18 protein-coding genes and 1 pseudogene are annotated in these 19,048 nt (G+C 60.0%); 6 read left to right on the top strand and 13 right to left on the bottom strand.

What is annotated here, in order from left to right:
- Nucleotides 1–3: 3 nt before the first annotated feature.
- Nucleotides 4–957 carry a tonB-system energizer ExbB gene (gene exbB / locus HU743_RS15615; RefSeq protein ID WP_024014803.1) on the bottom strand — a complete coding sequence of 318 codons (954 nt, stop codon included), beginning with the start codon at nt 955–957 and terminating at the stop codon, nt 4–6.
- A 188-nt stretch (nt 958–1,145) separates the two neighbouring features.
- On the opposite strand from exbB, the gene HU743_RS15610 reads away from it, so the two are divergent.
- Nucleotides 1,146–2,003, top strand: coding sequence for an SDR family oxidoreductase (locus HU743_RS15610; protein ID WP_186649570.1), 858 nt, complete (start codon nt 1,146–1,148; stop codon nt 2,001–2,003).
- Nucleotides 2,004–2,141: 138 nt separating this feature from the next.
- On the opposite strand, the gene HU743_RS15605 is transcribed toward HU743_RS15610, so the two are convergent.
- From HU743_RS15605 to HU743_RS15580, 6 genes are all read right to left on the bottom strand, one after another.
- Nucleotides 2,142–2,882 (bottom strand): hypothetical protein, encoded by a 741-nt coding sequence (locus HU743_RS15605; protein ID WP_186649568.1) that lies wholly within the window; start codon nt 2,880–2,882, stop codon nt 2,142–2,144.
- A gap of 67 nt (nt 2,883–2,949) precedes the next feature.
- Nucleotides 2,950–3,330 (bottom strand): RidA family protein, encoded by a 381-nt coding sequence (locus tag HU743_RS15600; RefSeq protein ID WP_186649567.1) that lies wholly within the window; start codon nt 3,328–3,330, stop codon nt 2,950–2,952.
- Between the two features lie 24 nt (nt 3,331–3,354).
- On the bottom strand, nt 3,355–5,460 hold the full coding sequence (gene spoT, locus HU743_RS15595; RefSeq protein ID WP_007954439.1) for a bifunctional GTP diphosphokinase/guanosine-3',5'-bis pyrophosphate 3'-pyrophosphohydrolase: 2,106 nt from the start codon (nt 5,458–5,460) through the stop codon (nt 3,355–3,357).
- Nucleotides 5,461–5,517: 57 nt separating this feature from the next.
- A complete protein-coding gene (rpoZ, locus tag HU743_RS15590) occupies nt 5,518–5,781 on the bottom strand; it encodes a DNA-directed RNA polymerase subunit omega (RefSeq protein WP_186649565.1) in 264 nt (87 codons plus the stop codon).
- 168 nt (nt 5,782–5,949) lie between these two features.
- Nucleotides 5,950–6,570, bottom strand: coding sequence for a guanylate kinase (gene gmk, locus HU743_RS15585; protein WP_186619262.1), 621 nt, complete (start codon nt 6,568–6,570; stop codon nt 5,950–5,952).
- A 12-nt stretch (nt 6,571–6,582) separates the two neighbouring features.
- Entirely contained in the window at nt 6,583–7,446 is an 864-nt protein-coding gene (locus HU743_RS15580; RefSeq protein ID WP_186630703.1) for a YicC/YloC family endoribonuclease, read from the bottom strand.
- A 268-nt stretch (nt 7,447–7,714) separates the two neighbouring features.
- Here HU743_RS15580 and rph point away from each other — a divergent pair, with 268 nt between their 5' ends.
- The 3 genes from rph to gltS all read left to right on the top strand — a co-directional run bounded on the left by rph (nt 7,715) and on the right by gltS (nt 10,415).
- Nucleotides 7,715–8,437: a ribonuclease PH gene (gene rph, locus HU743_RS15575; RefSeq protein ID WP_122594509.1), complete on the top strand. Its 723-nt coding sequence runs from the start codon at nt 7,715–7,717 to the stop codon at nt 8,435–8,437.
- A gap of 29 nt (nt 8,438–8,466) precedes the next feature.
- On the top strand, nt 8,467–8,835 hold the full coding sequence (locus HU743_RS15570) for a DUF4870 domain-containing protein (RefSeq protein WP_016772541.1): 369 nt from the start codon (nt 8,467–8,469) through the stop codon (nt 8,833–8,835).
- A 371-nt stretch (nt 8,836–9,206) separates the two neighbouring features.
- Nucleotides 9,207–10,415 (top strand): sodium/glutamate symporter, encoded by a 1,209-nt coding sequence (gene gltS, locus HU743_RS15565; protein ID WP_186649563.1) that lies wholly within the window; start codon nt 9,207–9,209, stop codon nt 10,413–10,415.
- Nucleotides 10,416–10,478: 63 nt separating this feature from the next.
- On the opposite strand, the gene HU743_RS15560 is transcribed toward gltS, so the two are convergent.
- Nucleotides 10,479–11,258 (bottom strand): exodeoxyribonuclease III, encoded by a 780-nt coding sequence (locus HU743_RS15560; protein WP_007920349.1) that lies wholly within the window; start codon nt 11,256–11,258, stop codon nt 10,479–10,481.
- A gap of 81 nt (nt 11,259–11,339) precedes the next feature.
- Between HU743_RS15560 and pyrE the strand changes: the two genes are divergently transcribed.
- Nucleotides 11,340–11,984 (top strand): orotate phosphoribosyltransferase, encoded by a 645-nt coding sequence (pyrE, locus tag HU743_RS15555; RefSeq protein WP_008062842.1) that lies wholly within the window; start codon nt 11,340–11,342, stop codon nt 11,982–11,984.
- A 196-nt stretch (nt 11,985–12,180) separates the two neighbouring features.
- Here the strand turns inward: pyrE and argB are convergent, their stop codons facing one another.
- The 4 genes and pseudogenes from argB to coaBC all read right to left on the bottom strand — a co-directional run bounded on the left by argB (nt 12,181) and on the right by coaBC (nt 16,478).
- Nucleotides 12,181–13,086, bottom strand: coding sequence for an acetylglutamate kinase (argB, locus tag HU743_RS15550; RefSeq protein ID WP_150593448.1), 906 nt, complete (start codon nt 13,084–13,086; stop codon nt 12,181–12,183).
- 17 nt (nt 13,087–13,103) lie between these two features.
- Nucleotides 13,104–14,507 (bottom strand): annotated as a pseudogene (locus HU743_RS15545) (phosphomannomutase/phosphoglucomutase); the annotation flags it as partial.
- Between the two features lie 301 nt (nt 14,508–14,808).
- Nucleotides 14,809–15,264 (bottom strand): dUTP diphosphatase, encoded by a 456-nt coding sequence (gene dut, locus HU743_RS15540; RefSeq protein WP_186649557.1) that lies wholly within the window; start codon nt 15,262–15,264, stop codon nt 14,809–14,811.
- Nucleotides 15,265–15,269: 5 nt separating this feature from the next.
- On the bottom strand, nt 15,270–16,478 hold the full coding sequence (gene coaBC / locus HU743_RS15535) for a bifunctional phosphopantothenoylcysteine decarboxylase/phosphopantothenate--cysteine ligase CoaBC (RefSeq protein ID WP_186630862.1): 1,209 nt from the start codon (nt 16,476–16,478) through the stop codon (nt 15,270–15,272).
- Between the two features lie 133 nt (nt 16,479–16,611).
- Here coaBC and radC point away from each other — a divergent pair, with 133 nt between their 5' ends.
- On the top strand, nt 16,612–17,286 hold the full coding sequence (radC, locus tag HU743_RS15530) for a DNA repair protein RadC (RefSeq protein WP_186619256.1): 675 nt from the start codon (nt 16,612–16,614) through the stop codon (nt 17,284–17,286).
- Nucleotides 17,287–17,364: 78 nt separating this feature from the next.
- On the opposite strand, the gene HU743_RS15525 is transcribed toward radC, so the two are convergent.
- Complete coding sequence (locus HU743_RS15525; RefSeq protein ID WP_186649555.1) at nt 17,365–18,954, bottom strand: ABC transporter substrate-binding protein; 1,590 nt, start codon at nt 18,952–18,954, stop codon at nt 17,365–17,367.
- Between the last annotated feature and the right edge of the window lie 94 nt (nt 18,955–19,048).

Raw genomic sequence — 19,048 nt, 5'->3', positions numbered from 1 at the left:
CGATTACCCCACTTTAACCATGTGCGGCTGCGAGCTGCGCTCAGGCTGGTGGTCGAGGTCGCGGCTGACCAGCAGCAGGACTTCTGCCGAGGCATCGGACACCTGCGCCTTGTAACCGGCGATGGAGCGGGCAAAGACGTTGTAGATGACCACGGCAGGGATCGCTGCAACCAGACCCAGGGCAGTGGCCAGCAACGCCTCAGCGATACCCGGCGCTACGACGGCAAGGTTGGTGGTCTGGGTTTTGGCAATGCCGATGAAGGAGTTCATGATGCCCCATACGGTACCGAACAGACCGACGAACGGCGCGGTGGAGCCGATGGTAGCGAGGACGCCGGTGCCGCTGCTCATGTTGCGACCGCAGGCAGCGACGAGGCGCTCGAGGCGGAAGCTGACGCGTTCCTTGATGCCTTCCTTTTCGCGGCTGTTGACCGACAGGCGCATTTCTTCGAGCGCGTCGTGCACCAGCAGGTTGGCGAGGGTGCCTTCTTTACCAGCGGTGGCGCTGGCTTCCTTGAGGGTGGTGGCTTTTTTCAGTGCGGCGATTTCGCCACGCAGACGGCGCTTGGCACCCATCAGCTCGAAGCCTTTGGCGATCCAGATAGTCCAGGTGATGATCGAGGCGATGGCCAGACCAATCATCACGATTTTCACGATGATGTCGGCGTTCTGGTACATGCCCCATGGCGACAGGTCGTGGGCCATACCCAAGGTGTTGTCGGCTTCAAGGACTTCAGGTGCGTCTGCCGCATCGACAGCCTGCACCGGATCGGTGGCCGCCGGTGCAGCCGGAGCGGCAGCCGGTGCGCTCTGTTCGGTGGCGGCTGGGGTGGCGGGTGCCTGGGCGTCGGCGAAAGCAGCGGTCGGTGCCAGCATCAGGCTGAGCAACAGAGCCGCGACAGCGCTCCAGGCGCGAGGTCGAGTGGTTGGCGAAGCGGGAGTTTGATTACGTGTCATGCTGGCCGGACCTGAGATTGAAAAACGTTATTGCTCTTCCAGGCCTCGTGAGGCCGAGAACAAAAGTGGCGTGCATTATTGCAAGTAATTCTTGTTAACAAAAGTAATAGAGTAACTTTTTTTCCTTGATCGCTAGCCGTTCGTCCTGCGCCAGCGCTAGTCTGTGCCTTTCTGATGGGAGTTTTCTGATGTCCGCGCCTTCTGTTTTGATTGCCGGTTGTGGTGATGTCGGCAGTCGTCTGGCCACGCAATTGCTGGCAGCCGGTTGGGACGTTTACGGCCTGCGCCGGGATGTTTCCAGGCTGCCGGAGGGTGTGATCGGCGTTGCCGGGGACCTGTTCAACGAAGAATGCCCGGCGACCTGGCCGGTAGGCGCCGTTGATCATGTGGTTTATTGCGCTGCGGCGACCGATCACGATGAAGAGGGCTACCGCAAGGCTTACGTTCAAGGCTTGCAGAATGTGCTGAGTTGGCTGGGCGACTATGGGCAAGTGCCTGAGCGACTGGTCTTCGTCTCTAGCAGCAGTGTGTACGGCCAGCAGGACGGCGTGTGGGTCGATGAGACCTCCGAGACCGTCGCGGCCGGTTATTCGGGGCGTTTGATGCTCGAGGCCGAGCAGGTCGCGCTCAACAGCGGCATCCCGGCGAGCGTGTTGCGTCTGACCGGTATCTACGGCCCGGGCCGCGAATGGCTGCTGACCCAAGTGCGTCGCGGTTATCGCGTGGCGGTCGAGCCGCCCCTGTATGGCAATCGGATTCATGCCGATGACGCGGCGGGGTTGCTGGCGTTTCTGCTGGAGAAAGATCGGCAGGGTGTGGCGCTTGATCAATTCTACATCGGTGTCGACGATGCGCCGGCGCCGTTGGCTGAGGTGGTGGGCTGGTTGCGCGAGTATCTGGGCGTGACTGAATGGGCGGAAGACGCCAGCGTACGGCGCACCGGCAGCAAGCGCTGCAGCAATGCGCGGGCGAAAGCATTGGGGTGGACTCCGAAGTATCCGAGTTACCGGGAAGGTTACGCAGCGATTCTTGAAGGTCGCTGCTGACTTTCTGGCCTCGCAAAACCCCTGTAGGAGTGAGCCTGCTCGCGATAGCGGTGTATCAGTCAATATCGATGTGTCTGATACACCGCTATCGCGAGCAGGCTCACTCCTACAGGGGGATTTCTGCGAATTCAGAGACGGTTACTGCTTCTCCAGCAACCACTTGCGCTCACCCGCCGCAAACTGCGGCTGCTCATCCGCCAGCGCGGTATTGACTGCTTGCAGGATTTCCAGCTCCTTGCCCTTGCGCACAAAGATCCAGTTATTGCCCTGACCATTGAGCTGCAGCCACATGCTGTCGTTGCCATTGCTCATCGACGCGCAGTCACCGGCCAGGCACAAGGCATACCGATCCGCGCCCGGCAGGCCGGTCACTTGCCCGTCGGCCTGGAACTGTACGGTGCCGCCTTCGCCCTGACCGCTGGCGATGGTCCAGTTGCCGCCCAGATACGCCGAGTACAGCGCTCGTTCGAAACTGGCACCGATCGGCGCGCCTTCCGGTACCGGGATCTGTGCGCGGTCGAACAGCTGTTCCGGTTCGTTGTCGCTGGCGGCTTGCTGCAGGTGGTTGCCGTCGCGTTTCAATTCGCTGGCAGAGCTGCCGTAAAAATCGACTTTCCAGGCGCCGGAATGTTCGCCCAGCAGCCGTCCTTCGACGTTTTCAAAACCGTTGGTGTAGCGGGCCTGACCGGCCTTGGTGTTGACGTCCCACTCCAGGTTCGGGCCGTAGGCCTGCAGCGCTTCGCGCAGGGGGCCGCCCTTGGCAGCGGCATCGATCGCCACCTGGTTGATCCAGGTGCCGCTGATGTCACGGTCGGCAGGGTCGCTGGCGCAGCCGCCAAGGAAGAGGGCGAGCAGCGAGAGAGCTAGCGCTTTGCGCATGGTGGAATCCTTTCAAAACCTTTTCTTGCAGCAGTCGGCGCGACGGTTGAAGGCCGCGCCGTGCGCATCACTCGATGACCAGAATGGCATCCATTTCAACCTGCGCACCCTTCGGCAGGGCAGCCACGCCAATGGCGGCGCGAGCAGGGTAGGGCTGGCCGAAGTACTTGCCCATGATCTCGTTGACCTTGGCAAAGTGGCTCAGATCGGTGAGGAAGATGTTCAGTTTGACGATGTCCTTGAACGAACCGCCAGCGGCTTCGGCCACGGCCTTGAGGTTCTCGAACACCTGGACAGTCTGGGCTTCGAAGCCTTCAACCAGTTCCATGGTCTTTGGGTCCAGAGGAATCTGCCCCGACATGTACACGGTGTTGCCTGCCTTGATCGCCTGGGAGTAAGTGCCGATGGCGGCCGGGGCCTTGTCGCTGGTGATAACAGTCTTGGTCATGTAGGACTCCTTGTTAGGTTTGAGTTATGCACGCATGCGAGTGATGCGGATCACTCCTGTCAGGGCGCGCAACTTCTTGATCACGCGAGCCAGGTGCACACGGTCGTGGACGCTGACCACCAACTGCACGACGCTGATGCGGCCATCGCGTTCGTCCATGCTGATTTTCTCGATATTGCCGTCGGCGGCGTTGACGCTGCTGGCCAGCAGGGCGATCAGGCCGCGCTGGTGCTCCAGTTCGACGCGCAGTTCGACGTTGAATTCGCCGGTGACATCCTTGGCCCACGAGAGCTGGATGCATTTTTCCGGGTTGTGCCGGATTTCACTGATGTTGCGGCAGTTGTCCAGGTGCACGACCATGCCTTTGCCCGCCGACAGGTGACCGACAATCGGGTCGCCCGGGATCGGCGTACAGCATTTGGCGTAACTGAGCACCAGACCTTCAGTGCCGCGAATCGCCAGCGGGCCTTCCGGACTTGGCAGTTGCTCGCCTTCGCCGAGCAGGCGCCGGGCGACCACGTAAGCCATGCGATTGCCCAGGCCAATGTCTTCGAGCAAGTCTTCGATCAGTTCGAGGCGGTATTCGGTGAGCATCGCTTTGACGCGTTCGGCCGGGATCTGCTCCAGAGCGCTGTCGAAACCGTTGAGGACCTTGTTCAGCAGGCGTTCGCCGAGGCTGATGGACTCCGAGCGGCGCTGAAGTTTCAGTGCGTGGCGAATGTGCGTACGCGCCTTGCCGGTGACCACGAAGTTGAGCCATGCCGGGTTCGGCCGTGCGCCCGGGGCGCTGACGATCTCCACCGTTGAGCCGCTTTGCAGCGGTTCGGACAGCGGTGCGAGGCGGCGATTGATCCGGCAGGCGATGCAGCTGTTGCCGACGTCGGTGTGTACGGCGTAGGCAAAGTCGACCGCCGTGGAGCCTTTCGGCAGCTCCATGATCCGGCCCTTTGGCGTGAACACATAGACCTCGTCCGGGAACAGGTCGATCTTCACGCTCTCGATGAATTCCAGCGAGTTGCCGGCACGTTGCTGCATTTCCAGCACGCCTTTGACCCATTGCCGGGCGCGGGCGTGAGTGCCTTTGGGCTGCTCGTCGCCGCTGGATTTGTACAGCCAATGGGCGGCGATGCCGTTGTTGGCCATTTCTTCCATTTCACGGGTGCGGATCTGGATCTCGATCGGTACACCGTGCATGCCGAACAGCGTGGTGTGCAGCGACTGATAGCCGTTGGCCTTGGGAATCGCGATGTAATCCTTGAAGCGCCCCGGCAACGGTTTGTACAAATTATGTACAGCACCCAGAACGCGGTAGCAGGTATCGACCTTGTCGACGATGATCCGGAACGCGTAGACGTCCATGATTTCGTTGAAGGCCCGACGCTTGCCGCGCATTTTCTTGTAGATGCCGTAGAGGTGTTTCTGCCGACCGCTGACTTCGCCCTGGATGCCGTCGATGGCGAGGCAATGGCCGAGGGATTCTTCGATCTTGTTGACGATTTCCTTGCGGTTGCCCCGGGCGCGCTTGACCGCCTGGTAAATCCGCGCAGAACGCATCGGGTGCATGGCCTTGAAGCCGAGGTCTTCGAACTCGATGCGGATCGCGTGCATGCCCAAGCGGTTGGCAATGGGCGCGTAGATTTCGAGGGTTTCCTTGGCGATGCGCCGGCGTTTTTCGCCGGACAGCACTTCCAGCGTGCGCATGTTGTGCAGGCGGTCGGCGAGCTTGACCAGGATCACGCGGATGTCGCGTGCCATGGCCATGGCCATTTTCTGGAAGTTTTCCGCCTGGGCTTCGGCCTTGGTCTCGAAGTTCATTTGAGTCAGTTTGCTGACCCCATCGACCAGTTCGGCCACGGTTTCACCGAACTGCGCCTGCAGCGCTTCTTTGGCAATCCCGGTGTCTTCGATCACGTCATGCAGCATCGCGGCCATCAGGCTCTGATGGTCCATGTGCATGTCGGCAAGAATATTTGCCACGGCAAGAGGGTGCGTGACGTACGCCTCGCCGCTGCGACGGCGTTGACCGTCATGGGCTTGTTCGGCGTAGAAGTACGCTCGGCGGACCAGGTTGACCTGGTCGTTGCCGAGGTAGGTCGATAAGCGATCGGCGAGGGCGTCTATGCTCGGCATGATGATTCCTGCCGAAAGCTTTGACCCCGCGCCGTGCTACGTCGACCAGGCATAGGCTTAGACGGCCTCGTTCGACTCGTCCTCGAACGCTGCGAACAGCGGTTCATCCTGGGCGATTTCCTGCTCGGCGATGAACTCGTAGCTCATCAGGCCTTCAGCAATTTCACGCAGCGCGACAACGGTCGGCTTGTCGTTTTCCCACTGGACCAATGGCTCTTTGCCGCCGGTGGCCAGTTGACGGGCACGCTTGGTAGAGAGCATGACCAGCTCAAAGCGGTTTTCCACGTGTTCTAGGCAGTCTTCAACGGTTACGCGGGCCATGGTATTCCTCGGAGCGAATGCAATATGCGCGCTGCCCGGTTGGGCGAGCGGACTGAGCAGTTTAAAAAATCACCAGCGATTAGGGAAGCGCTGATTTTTTGACCAAGCCCTTCAACGCGCTGCAAGCACCAATGTAAAGCGCTTGCAGGCATTTTGGGAAGTGCTGTTTTAACCGAGCAATTCGGCCAGCAATTTGCCGAAACGTACCTGCTGGCGTTTCTGTTGCAGCTGATTGGCGCGGAAAATCGCCTTCAGGTCGTCGAGCGCGTGGGCGAAATCGTCGTTGATGATCAGGTAGTCGTAATCGACATAATGACTCATCTCGCTGACGGCTTCGCGCATCCGGCCGTCGATGATCTCGTCGCTGTCCTGGCCGCGGTTGGTCAGGCGCTGGTGCAGGGCTTGAAGCGACGGCGGCAGGATAAAGATCGAGCGCGCCTGCGGCATCAGCTTGCGCACTTGCTCGGCGCCTTGCCAGTCGATTTCCAGAATCAGGTCGTGGCCTTCGTCCAGCGTCTGTTGCAGGCGGCTCTGCGAGGTGCCGTAGAAGTTGCCGAAGACTTCGGCGCGCTCAAGGAAATCACCGTGCTCGCCCATTTTCACGAACTCTTCGCGGGTCACGAAGTGGTAGTTCACGCCGTCCACTTCGCCCGGACGCATGGCGCGGGTGGTATGCGAGACCGAAACGCGGATCTCTGGATTGGCGTCGGTCAACGCTTTGACCAGACTGCTTTTGCCCGCGCCCGATGGCGCGGAAATGATGTACAGGGTGCCGGTGTGGTGGTTCATGTCAGGGTAGCCTTACTCAATATTCTGCACTTGTTCGCGCATCTGCTCGATCAACACTTTGAGGTTGACGGCGGCTTGGGTGCTGCGCGGGTCGAAGGCCTTGGAGCCCAGGGTGTTGGCTTCGCGATTGAGCTCCTGCATCAGGAAGTCCAGGCGTCGCCCGGCCGCACCGCCGGATTTGAGCACCCGGCGAACTTCGATGATGTGGGTGCTCAGGCGATCCAGTTCTTCGGCCACGTCGCTCTTTTGCGCGAGCATGACCATTTCCTGTTCCAGGCGCTGCGGATCGAGCTCGGCCTTCATGTCGGCGAAGCGGTCGAGGACTTTCTGGCGCTGGGTGGCAAGCATCTGCGGCACCAGTTCGCGCAGCGTCACGACGTCCGCTTCGATGGAGGTCAGGCGCTCATTGATCAGCCGTGCCAGCTCCGCGCCTTCGCGCTCGCGGCCGGCCTTCAACTCACTGAGGCCTTGATTGAACAGGGCCAGCGCGTCGGCGTTCAATGCCTGCGGGTCAGTCGCATCGCCCACCAGCACGCCGGGCCAGGCCAGCACTTCGAGCGGATTCAGTGCGGCGGGATTGCTGATCAGCCCGGCGACGGTTTCCGCGGCGGCGACCAGTTGCGCGGCGCGCTCGCGATCGACTTGCAGGGTTTTGCCGGTGCTTTCTTCGGTGAAGCGCAGCGTGCACTCCAGTTTGCCCCGCGACAGCCCCTGGCGCAGCGCTTCACGTACCGAGCCTTCGAGGTCGCGAAACGACTCCGGCAAGCGCAGGTGCGGTTCCAGATAGCGGCTGTTGACCGAGCGCAGTTCCCAGCTCAGGGTGCCCTGAGCGCCGGCTTTCTCGACGCGGGCGAAGGCGGTCATGCTGTGCACCATGGCGGTGACCTCGCAATGCAGATCGGCGCAGCAGGGTGTTCCGCAGGCGCGATTTCAGTGAATTTAAGCCGACTGGCAGCAAAGGCGCAGGATTGTAGCGCAGTGCGGCGAATGCGCCCAAACACACGGTGTGACAAAGCGCTGCAGCCCGTCGGTTATGCGCGACTCAGGGCCTTCGGCCGTCGGCCAGCGTTTTTAACAAGTGCCCAGGCGCGGTGCAGCGCTCTATAATGCTTGGCAGTTTTCCGTCCTCAGTACAGGTGTCCCTATGAAACGTCCAAGTGGTCGCGTTGCCGATCAGCTCCGCTCGATCCGCATCACCCGCAACTACACCAAACACGCCGAGGGATCCGTACTGGTCGAATTCGGTGATACCAAAGTCATCTGCACCGTCAGCGTCGAAAACGGCGTGCCGCGCTTCCTCAAAGGCCAGGGTCAGGGCTGGTTGACTGCCGAGTACGGCATGCTGCCGCGCGCCACTGGCGAACGTAACCAGCGCGAAGCGAGCCGTGGCAAGCAGGGCGGCCGCACGCTGGAAATCCAGCGCCTGATCGGCCGTTCGCTGCGAGCGGCGCTGGACATGTCGAAGCTCGGCGACGTGACCCTGTACGTCGATTGCGACGTGATCCAGGCGGATGGCGGCACCCGCACCGCGTCCATCACCGGCGCCATGGTTGCGCTGGTTGATGCCTTGAAAGTGATCAAGAAGCGCGGCGGCCTTAAAGGCGGCGACCCGCTCAAGCAAATGATTGGCGCGGTATCGGTCGGCATGTACCAGGGCGAAGCCGTACTGGATCTGGATTACCTGGAAGACTCCGCTGCCGAGACCGATCTCAACGTGGTGATGACCAGCACTGGTGGTTTCATCGAAGTACAGGGCACCGCTGAAGGTGCGCCGTTCCAGCCGGAAGACTTGAACGCGATGCTGGAGCTGGCGAAAAAAGGCATGAACGAGATCTTTGAACTGCAAAAGGCGGCGCTGGCTGACTGAGCAGTTTTCACGTCTACAAGGAGAGTGCGATGAGTGATGAGCAAGAGTTACTGCCCAAGCCGAGCCAAGAGGTTCGCCAGTGGGCGATGTTTTGTCACTTGTCCGCCTTGCTGGGGATCTGGATTCCGTTCGGCAATCTGATCGGACCCTTGATTCTGTGGCAGATGAAGCGCGAGAAAGATCCGTTCATCGATGCGCAGGGCAAAGAAGCGCTGAATTTTCAGATCACTGTCGCGATTGCTTCGATGATCTGCTTCCTGCTCATGCTTTTGATCATTGGTTTCTTCCTGTTTGGTTTGCTCGCGATTGCTGCTTTGGTTCTGACGATTATTGCAGGTGTCAAAGCCAACGAAGGTTTTCCTTACCGATATCCGTTCACTTGGCGATTGATCAAGTAACGGTCCGCTGATTTGTAATATTAAAATGCCCCTGACTTGTCGGGGCATTTTTGTTTGTGCAACTGAATAATTGTTTTTTTGTTGTAGGAATAATCTCTTGGCGATGTGCGGTTTGCTAATTATTAATCCATGTTTCGCCATTACACCTTTGGTCACAACTGAGCGAGCAAGTGCTTATACCTGTCCTTGTTATTAGCGTGAGAGGGTTGTTAAAGTTGTTCGTGCAATGTTTCGATTGAAACATTTCGATATGTTCAAGCCATCGACGGTTATTGAATTTCCCGGAAATCAGTGTTGAGACAATCAGCCAATTCACCAGTCGAGCTCAGGTAAACGCTCGCCTCGTGAATATTCAGCAAAGAATAATCCACATGATTCAGCTCGATTTTTACGGCACGCTCGTGGCCGCTTCTTTGGTATTACTGCTCGGGCGCGGACTTGTTACGCGTGTTGGCTTTTTGCGAAGTTACAATATTCCTGAACCGGTAGCGGGTGGCCTGGTGGTTGCCTTGCTTCTGTTGATATTGCGCACCTTTGATATTGAGGTGCGCTTTGATACGTCCTTGCAAACACCGTTGATGTTGGCTTTCTTCGCCACGATTGGATTGAGTGCGGACCTTGCCAGTCTGAAAAAGGGCGGCCGGATTGTCGGGGTCTTCCTGCTGGCGGTCATTGGATTGCTGGTGGTGCAGAACGCCATGGGAATCGGCTTGGCAACCCTGCTCGGGCTCGATCCGTTGATGGGCTTGCTGACGGGCTCGATCACGCTTGCCGGCGGCCACGGTACCGGCGCTGCATGGGGCACGGTATTCAGCGAGAAATATGGCTTGGCCTCGGCTTCGGAACTGGCGCTGGCCTCGGCGACGTTCGGTCTTGTCCTGGGGGGTCTCATCGGTGGGCCCGTTGCCAGGTTGCTGATCAAGCGCGTGCAAGTGCCGGGTTGCAGTCCGCAACAAGTGCCGCGACTACCAAGAGGTTTTGAGCAGCCGAACAAGGAACGTTCGATCACGCCCTTTTCCTTCGTTGAAACGCTGGCGCTGATTGCCGTCAGCCTGCTCGCGGGCAACCTGTTGAATGGCTTGCTTCACGGTACTGTCTTCGAATTGCCGACCTTTGTCTGTGTTCTGTTTGTAGGCGTGGTGTTGCGTAACGGGCTATCAGCGCTTGGCTTGTATCAGGTATTCGAACGTGAAGTCTCTGTGCTGGGCAATGTCAGCCTCTCGCTGTTTCTGGCGATCGCTCTGATGTCGCTGAAGTTGTGGGATCTGGCGGCGCTGGCATTGCCGATCTTCATTATTCTGGCCGTGCAGGCGCTGGTCATGGCGCTGTTCGCGATTTTCGTAACGTTCCGGGTGATGGGCGGTAACTACGATGCCGCCGTGCTCGCTGCGGGGCATTGCGGCTTCGGTCTGGGTGCCACGCCGACGGCCATTGCCAACATGCAAGCAGTGACGCAGCGCTATGGGCCGTCGCAGATCGCGTTTCTGGTGGTGCCGATGGTGGGCGCCTTTTTCATCGACATCATCAACGTTATCGTGATCAAGCTTTATCTGACCTTGCCATTTTTTGCCGCCGTCTAGTACGAGGCGCATGAAAAAGCCCGCATCTTACGGTGCGGGCTTTTTTAATGGCTGCGATACGACTTAGATGGTCAGCGTCCAGTCGTAGTCGACGATCAGCGGCGCATGCTGCGAGAACCGAGGCTGACGCGGCAGGCGTGCGCTGCGCACAAAGCGCCGCAGGCCAGGTGTCAGAATCTGGTAGTCAAAGCGCCAACCCAGATTGAGCATCTCGGCCTGTTCGTTGTCCGGCCACCAGCTGTACTGGTCGCCTTCACGGCTGACTTCGCGCAGGGCATCGACATAGCCCATGTTGCCGACAATCTCGTCCATCCAGGCGCGTTCCGGCGCCAGGAAGCCTGGAGATTGCTGGCTGTCGCGCCAGTTCTTGATGTCGAGCTTCTGCTGCGCCACATACAGCGAGCCACAATAAATGTACTCGCGACGTTTGCGTCGCTGCTTGTCCAGGTACTTGCCGAAATCGTCCATGAGCTTGAACTTCTGGTTCAAGTCCTCATCGCCGTTCATCCCCGAGGGAAGCAGCAAGGTGGCAATACTGACTTTGTCGAAATCTGCTTGCAGGTAGCGCCCGTAGCGGTCGGCCGTCTCGAAACCGAGACCGCTGATGACAGCCTTCGGTTGCAACCGCGAATACAAAGCCACGCCACCTTGGGCAGGGACTTCAGCATCGCAGGCATAAAGGAAGTAGCCATCCAGTTGGAAGGCTGGGTCATCCAGTTCAAAGGCGGAGGCACGGGTGTCCTGCAGACAGATGACGTCGGCATTCTGTGCTTGCAGCCAACTGAGCAAACCACGCTCGACTGCAGCCTGAATACCATTGACGTTCACACTGATGATCCGCATAAATGGCCCCAAAAATCGCGTGCGTGTATGATACACGGCGTCAAGCTAATTAGCTAAATCCGTGGTATTTGGGGTTTTTTCATGCAAGCGTATCAGCGCGATTTCATTCGTTTTGCCATCGATCGCGGGGTTTTGCGCTTCGGTGAGTTCACCCTGAAGTCCGGACGCACCAGTCCCTACTTCTTCAACGCCGGCCTGTTCAACTCGGGTTCGGCCCTGGCGCAACTGGGGCGTTTCTACGCCGCTGCCATCGCCGAAAGCGGTATCTCTTTCGACGTTCTGTTTGGCCCCGCCTACAAAGGCATCCCGCTGGCAGCGACCACTGCCGTTGCGCTGGCCGAACATCATGGGCGTGACTTGCCATGGTGCTTCAACCGCAAAGAGGCCAAGGCCCACGGCGAAGGCGGCAGCCTGGTCGGCGCGCCGCTGACCGGTGACGTATTGATCATCGATGACGTGATCACCGCCGGTACCGCCATCCGTGAAGTGATGCAGATCATCGCCTCCCAGGATGGCGCGAAGGCCGCCGGCGTGCTGATCGCTCTGAACCGTCAGGAGCGTGGCAACGGCGAGCTGTCGGCGATCCAGGAAGTGGAGCGCGATTTTGGTATCCCGGTGATCAGCATTGTTTCGCTGAATCAGGTGCTGGAGTTCCTCGCCGACGATCCGCAGCTCAAGCAGCACTTGCCGGCCGTGGAAGCGTACCGCGCCCAGTTCGGCGTCTGAACTGTGGTATGAGCTTGTGTGGCGAGGGAGCTTGCTCCCGCTTGAGTGCGCAGCGCTCACCCGCCTTCCGGGGCGCTACGCAGACCAGCGGGAGCAAGCTCCCTCGCCACAAAAGAGGGTATGTCACCAAAGTTGCAGGCAATAAAAAGACCCCGCTCAGTCAGACTGAGCGGGGTCTTTTTGTTGGCGCTGGCGCTTATGGACGCTTGCGATTGCTGATCAGCGTGCCCACGCCGGTGTCGGTGAAGATTTCCAGCAGGATCGCATTCGGTACGCGACCGTCGATGATCAGCGAGCTGCCGACGCCGCCCTGAACCGCTTCCAGTGCGCAGCGGATCTTCGGCAGCATGCCGCCGTAGATCGTGCCGTCGGCGATCAGGTCGTCGACCTGCTGCGTGCTCAGGCCGGTCAACACGGTGCCCGATTTATCCATCAGGCCGGCGATGTTGGTCAGCAGCATCAGCTTCTCGGCTTTCAGGGCTTCGGCGACTTTACCGGCCACCAGGTCGGCGTTGATGTTGTACGACTCGCCGTTTTCACCCACGCCGATCGGCGCGATCACCGGGATGAAGTTGCCTTTGACCAGCAGGTTCAGCAGCTCGGTGTTGATCCCGACCACTTCGCCGACATGACCGATGTCGATGATTTCCGGCTGGGTCATCTCCGGGGTCTGGCGGGTAACAGTGAGCTTCTTCGCGCGAATCAGCCCGGCGTCTTTACCGGTCAGGCCGATGGCGCTGCCGCCGTGGCGGTTGATCAGGTTGACGATGCTTTTGTTGACCTGACCGCCCAACACCATTTCCACCACGTCCATGGTCGCCGCGTCGGTGACGCGCATGCCGTCGACAAAATGACTCTCGATCGACAGGCGCTTGAGCAGATCACCGATCTGCGGACCACCGCCGTGCACGACCACAGGGTTGATGCCCACGGCTTTCATCAGCACGATGTCGCGGGCGAAGCCGGTTTTCAGCTCCTCGCTTTCCATCGCGTTGCCGCCGTATTTGATTACCAGGGTCTTGCCGACATAGCGTCGGATATAAGGCAGCGCTTCGGACAGGACCTTGGCAGTGTTGGCGGCGGCTTCGCGTTCGAGGGTCATTCAGGGCTCCGGGTGGATCAGAACGGTAGTTGGAGATCAGGTGCAACGCGTTTCAGTTGGGTGTGGAACACATCCTTGATGCGCTGCAATTCAGCTTCGTCATCGGCCTCGAAACGCAGTACCAGCACCGGTGTGGTGTTGGAGGCGCGCACCAGGCCCCAGCCTTTGGCGTAATCGACCCGCACGCCGTCGATGGTGGTCAGGTCGGCGCCTTCGCCCCACTGAGCATCGTGCAGTGCATCAATGATGCTGAATTTGCTCTCTTCGGTCACATGGATATTGATTTCCGGCGTGGAAATATCGTTCGGGAAGGTGGCAAACAACTCTTCCGCGGTGGATTTTTCCTTGCTGAGGATCTCCAGCAGACGTGCGGCGCTGTAGATGCCGTCGTCGAAACCGAACCAGCGCTCCTTGAAGAAGATGTGCCCGCTCATTTCACCGGCCAGCAGCGCGCCGGATTGTTTCATTTTCTTTTTGATCAACGAGTGACCGGTCTTCCACATTAGCGGCCGACCGCCGTATTCCTTGATCAGCGGCACCAGGCGACGGGTGCATTTGACGTCGAAGATGATTTCCGCGTCCGGATTGCGTGCCACCACATCGCGGGCGAACAGCATCAGCAGGCGATCCGGGTAGACGATGCTGCCGGTATTGGTCACTACGCCGACGCGGTCGCCGTCGCCGTCGAAGGCCAGGCCGATATCGGCGTTGGTTTCCTTGACCTTGGCAATCAGGTCGACGAGGTTCTCAGGCTTGCCCGGGTCCGGATGGTGATTCGGGAAGTTGCCGTCGACTTCGCAGAACAGCGGGATCACTTCGCAATTCAGCGCTTCGATCAGTTGTGGAGCAATCACGCCGGCCGCGCCGTTGCCGCAGTCGACCACGACTTTCAGGCGGCGGGCCAGTTTGATGTCCTGGACGATTTCGGTGTTGTAGCGGTCGAGGATTTCAACTTGGGTGACGCTGCCCTGGCCGGTGCTCAGGTCATTGTTCTTGATGCGCTCGTGCAGCACCTGGATCTGCTCGTTGGCGAGGGTGTCGCCGGCGATCACGATCTTGAAGCCGTTGTAGTTCGACGGGTTGTGGCTGCCGGTCAGCATGACCCCGGACTTGCCGGCCAGCACATTGGCGGCGTAGTACAGCGCCGGCGTCGGCACCAGGCCGACATCGCTGACGTGGCAACCGCTTTCGGCGATCCCGCGGATCAGTTCCGCGACCAGCTCCGGGCCGGACAGGCGGCCGTCACGACCGACCGACACGTTCGGCTCGCCCTGGGCCAGGCTCTGCGAGCCGATGGCGCGGCCGATCCAGTAAGCGGTTTCACCGTTGAGGTATTCCGGCACGGTGCCGCGAATGTCGTAGGCGCGGAAAATGCTGTCAGGCAGCTTCGGGGCGATCTTGGCGGGGGTGCTCATCTGCGGAAATGCTCCATCTCGAAAGGGCGGGACAGACCGGCGAAACGTTCGACGGCAGGCTCAAACTGAAGGGTATGACGGCGTTTTCCACAGAGAGTTCGTGGTATGAAAGGGCCATGACACCTCGGCTGGCGTGGCTTGCGGCCAGCAAAACCTTGATATTCCGCGCTTAACCGTGCGCCATCCATTGCACAAAATTTGTGGCGAGGGAGCTTGCTCCCGCTTGGGTGCGCAGCGCCCACAAGATTTTGGGTCTGCTGCGCAGCCCAGCGGGAGCGAGCTCCCTCGCCACAGTAGTGTTTCTGCGCTACTGGGTGCCGGTGTGGCCGAAACCGCCGGTGCCGCGCTCGGTCTCGACAAACTCTTCAACCATTTCGAAGTGCGCCTGCACCACCGGTACCAGGACCAGTTGCGCCAGACGTTCGCCGACGGTCATGGTGAAATCGCTCTGGCCACGGTTCCAGCAGGACACCATCAGCGGGCCTTGATAATCGGAGTCGATCAGGCCGACCAGGTTGCCCAGGACGATGCCATGTTTGTGGCCCATGCCCGAGCGCGGCAGGATCAGTGCAGCGAGGTTCGGGTCGCCGATGTACACCGAGAGGCCGGTGGGAATCAGCACGGTTTCACCCGGTTTGATCACAATGTCCTGTTCCAGCATCGCGCGCAGGTCGAGGCCGGCGGAGCCCGGAGTGGCGTATTGCGGCAGCGGGAATTGCGTGCCGATGCGTGGGTCGAGGATCTTGGCTTGCAAAGCGTGCATGTAAATTAAACCTGGTTCAGACGTTCGGCGATAAAAGTGACCAGTTGGCGAGCGATCTTGCTTTTGCTGGTCTGGGCGAAAACCGTGGCGTGCAGCTCACGGTCGATGACGCTGCAGGCGTTTTCTTCGCTGTTGAAACCGATGCTCGGGTTGGCCACGTCGTTGGCGACGATCAGATCGAGATTCTTGTCTTTCAGCTTGCGCGCAGCGTAGTCGAGCAGGTGTTCGGTCTCGGCAGCGAAGCCGACACTGAACGGACGGTCGGGACGGGTCGCGATGGTGGCGAGGATGTCCGGGTTGCGCACCATTTGCAGGACGAAGCCGTCACCGCTCGTAGGATCTTTCTTGAGTTTATGCGGGGCGACGACTTCCGGGCGGTAGTCCGCCACCGCAGCGGAGGCGATGAAGACGTCGCACGGGATCGCCGACTCACAGGCGGCGAGCATGTCGCGGGCGCTGACCACATCGATGCGCGTGACGCGATCCGGGGTCGGTAGATGCACCGGGCCGCTGATCAAGGTGACGCGGGCGCCGGCTTCCACAGCCGCTTCGGCGAGGGCGAAACCCATTTTTCCGGAGCTGTGGTTAGTGATGTAGCGCACCGGGTCGATGTTTTCCTGGGTCGGGCCGGCGGTAATGACCACATGCTTGCCGGTCAGGGCCAGGCGCTGGAAGCAATCGGCGGCGAGTAGCGCCAGATCGGTGGCTTCCATCATGCGGCCCATGCCGACGTCGCCGCAGGCCTGGCTGCCCGAGGCCGGGCCGAAGGTCTTCAGGCCACGGCTTTGGAGGACTTGCAGGTTGGCCTGGGTCGCCGGGTCGCGCCACATGGCCTGGTTCATTGCCGGCGCAACGGCGACGACGGCGTCGGTGGCCAGCACCAGCGTGGTCAGCAAATCGTTGGCGATGCCTTGGGCGAGGCGGGCGATCAGGTCAGCGGTAGCCGGGGCGATCAGCACCAGGTCGGCCCATTTGGCCAGTTCGATATGGCCCATGGCGGCTTCGGCGGCCGGGTCGAGCAAGTCCAGATGGACCGGGTGGCCGGACAGGGCCTGCATGGTCAGCGGGGTGATGAATTCGGCGCCGCCATGGGTCATGACCACACGCACTTCGGCGCCCTGGTCGATCAGGCGGCGAACCAGATCGGCGCTCTTGTAGGCCGCAATGCCGCCGCCGACGCCCAGAACGATGCGTTTCCGATACAGCCGCTGCATAGGTCTGCCTTTCATTTCGTTGATGACTGCAGTGCGATGCCCCTCCCCAGGGTTGAATCGACCGCAAAAAAGATGGGCTAAGATATCACAGCGACCGCTACGGAACAGCGGCGCCCACAGACAGGGAGTGTGTATGAGTATTCGCGATTGGCCAGCGGCGGAACGGCCGCGGGAGAAACTGCTGGAACAGGGCTCGGGAAGCCTTTCGGACGCCGAATTACTGGCGATTTTTCTACGCACCGGAGTCTCCGGCAAAAGCGCTGTGGATCTGGCGCGACACCTTTTGAGCCAATTCGGCAGCCTGCGCGTTCTGCTCGACGCCGATCTTGGCTCGTTCAGCGAGCAGTTGGGCCTGGGGCCGGCGAAATATGCGCAGTTACAGGCGGTGCTGGAAATGGGGCGGCGGCATCTGGCAGAACGAATGCGGCAGAAACCCGCGCTGGAAAACCCTCAGGTCGTACGCGACTACCTCAAGGCCATGCTGCGACATGAGCCGCACGAGGTGTTCGGCTGCCTGTTCCTGGATTCGAAACATCAGGTGTTAAACTTCGAAGCGCTGTTTCGCGGCTCGATCGACAATACCAGTGTGCATCCACGGGAAGTGGTGAAGCGGGCGCTGGCCAATAACGCGGCGGCCGTCATTCTCTGTCATAACCATCCGTCCGGTAATACCGATCCGAGTCAGGCGGATCGTGTGCTGACCAAACGGTTGCAAAAGGCGCTGGAGCTGATCGATGTGCGGGTGCTCGATCATTTCATCATTGGCGATGGCGAGCCGCTGTCGATGGCGGAGTGTGGCTGGATGTAACAAAAGCAGCGGCAAGCATCTAGCTCCAAGCGGCAAGCCAGAGCGTTGCGCGGAGGGCTCTGGCTTGCGGCTTGCCGCTTAGGGCTTGAAGCTGATTCTGGAGTAATCCTGCCGGCCAAACGGGCTTACCGAGTAACCCTGCACATCCTTGCGTGTCAGTGCATACGCCGTCGGGTGCGCCAACGGCAGCCACAATGCCAGCTGCTGGATCTGCACCTGTGCCTGTTCATACAGCTTGGTGCGCACGCCTTGTTCGCTGGTGGTCTTGCCGGCGCTGATCAGCTTGTCCAGATCGGCGTTGCAGTAACGCGCGAAGTTGGTGCCGGACTTTACCGCCGCGCAGGAAAACTGCGGCGTGAGGAAGTTGTCCGGGTCGCCGTTGTCGCCGGCCCAGCCCATGAACAGCAGGTCATGCTCGCCAGCCTTGGCGCGACGAATCAGCTCACCCCACTCGATCACCCGGATTTCCGCCTGGATGCCGATTTCTGCCAGGTCAGATTGCAGCATCTGCGCACCAAGGCTCGGGTTCGGGTTGAGCAGGCTGCCTGACGGACGCGTCCAGATGGTGGTCTGGAAGCCATCCTTCAAACCGGCCTTGGCCAGCAGCGCCTTGGCTTTGGCTACGTCGTGCGGGTAGCCCGGCAGGTTCTTGGCGTAGCTCCAGGTGTTCGGCGGGTAAGGGCCGTTGGCCGCTTCGGCGGTGTCTTCGAACACAGCTTTGATGTAATTGGCCTTGTCGAACGCGAGGTTGATCGCCTGGCGTACTTCCGGCTTGTCCAGCGGCGGGTGCTGGCTGTTGATGCCGACGAAAGCAGTCATGAATGCGTCAGTCTTTTCGACTTTTAACGTCGGCTCTTTCAGCGCCGCCTGTACGTCCAATGGTTTCGGTGACAGGGCGATCTGGCATTCATTGCGCCGCAACTTTTGCAGGCGCACGTTGGCGTCCGGGGTGATGGCAAAAATCAGTGGATCGACCGAGGGCTTGCCGCCGAAATAATCCGGGTTGGCCTTGTAGCGGATCGCCGCGTCTTTCTGGAACCGGTTGAACACAAACGGCCCGGTGCCGATCGGCTGGCTGTTGAGCTTGTCCGTGGCGTTGGCCTTGATCAGCTTGTCGGCGTATTCAGCGGAATAGATTGAGGCGAAACCCATGCTCAGGGTCGCGAGGAAGGTCGAATCCGGGTGATCAAGCGTGAAACGCACCGTCAGCGGGTCGAGCGCATCGATCTTTTTGATCAGCGCAGGCAGTTGCATCGACTGCGCATGAGGGAAGCCGCTCTGGGCAACTTTGTGCCACGGGTTGGCCGGGTCGAGCATACGATCGAAACTGAATTTGACGTCTTCGGCGGTCAGCTCGCGGCTCGGTTTGAAGTACTCGGTGGTGTGAAACTTCACCTTCGGACGCAGCTTGAAGACGTAGGCCAGGCCGTCGCTGCTGACCTCCCAACTGTCGGCCAGGCTCGGCACGACCTTGCCGCTGGCGGTATCGAAATCCACCAGGCGGTTCATCAACACGTCTGCCGAGGCATTGGTGGTGGTCAGCGAGTTGTACTGCACCACATCGAACCCTTCAGGGCTGGCCTCGGTACAGACGCTCAACGCGGCGGCCTGGGCCAATGGGCTGAGCAGGAACGGGATGAGCAACAGGGGTAGGGCAGCGAGGCGCATGGTCGGTTTCCTTTACAGATCGAAGGCCCATCTGCAAGTGCAGTCTGGAAAAGTCCTACCCTAGAGCTCTGGATTGCAAATGACTATCCCCTTT

Source organism: Pseudomonas sp. SWRI99 (assembly GCF_014270125.1).
In the GTDB taxonomy this organism is placed as follows: domain Bacteria; phylum Pseudomonadota; class Gammaproteobacteria; order Pseudomonadales; family Pseudomonadaceae; genus Aquipseudomonas; species Aquipseudomonas hamedanensis.
Note: the sequence above shows the minus strand (reverse complement) of the source record. Positions and strands in the feature narration are given on the sequence as shown.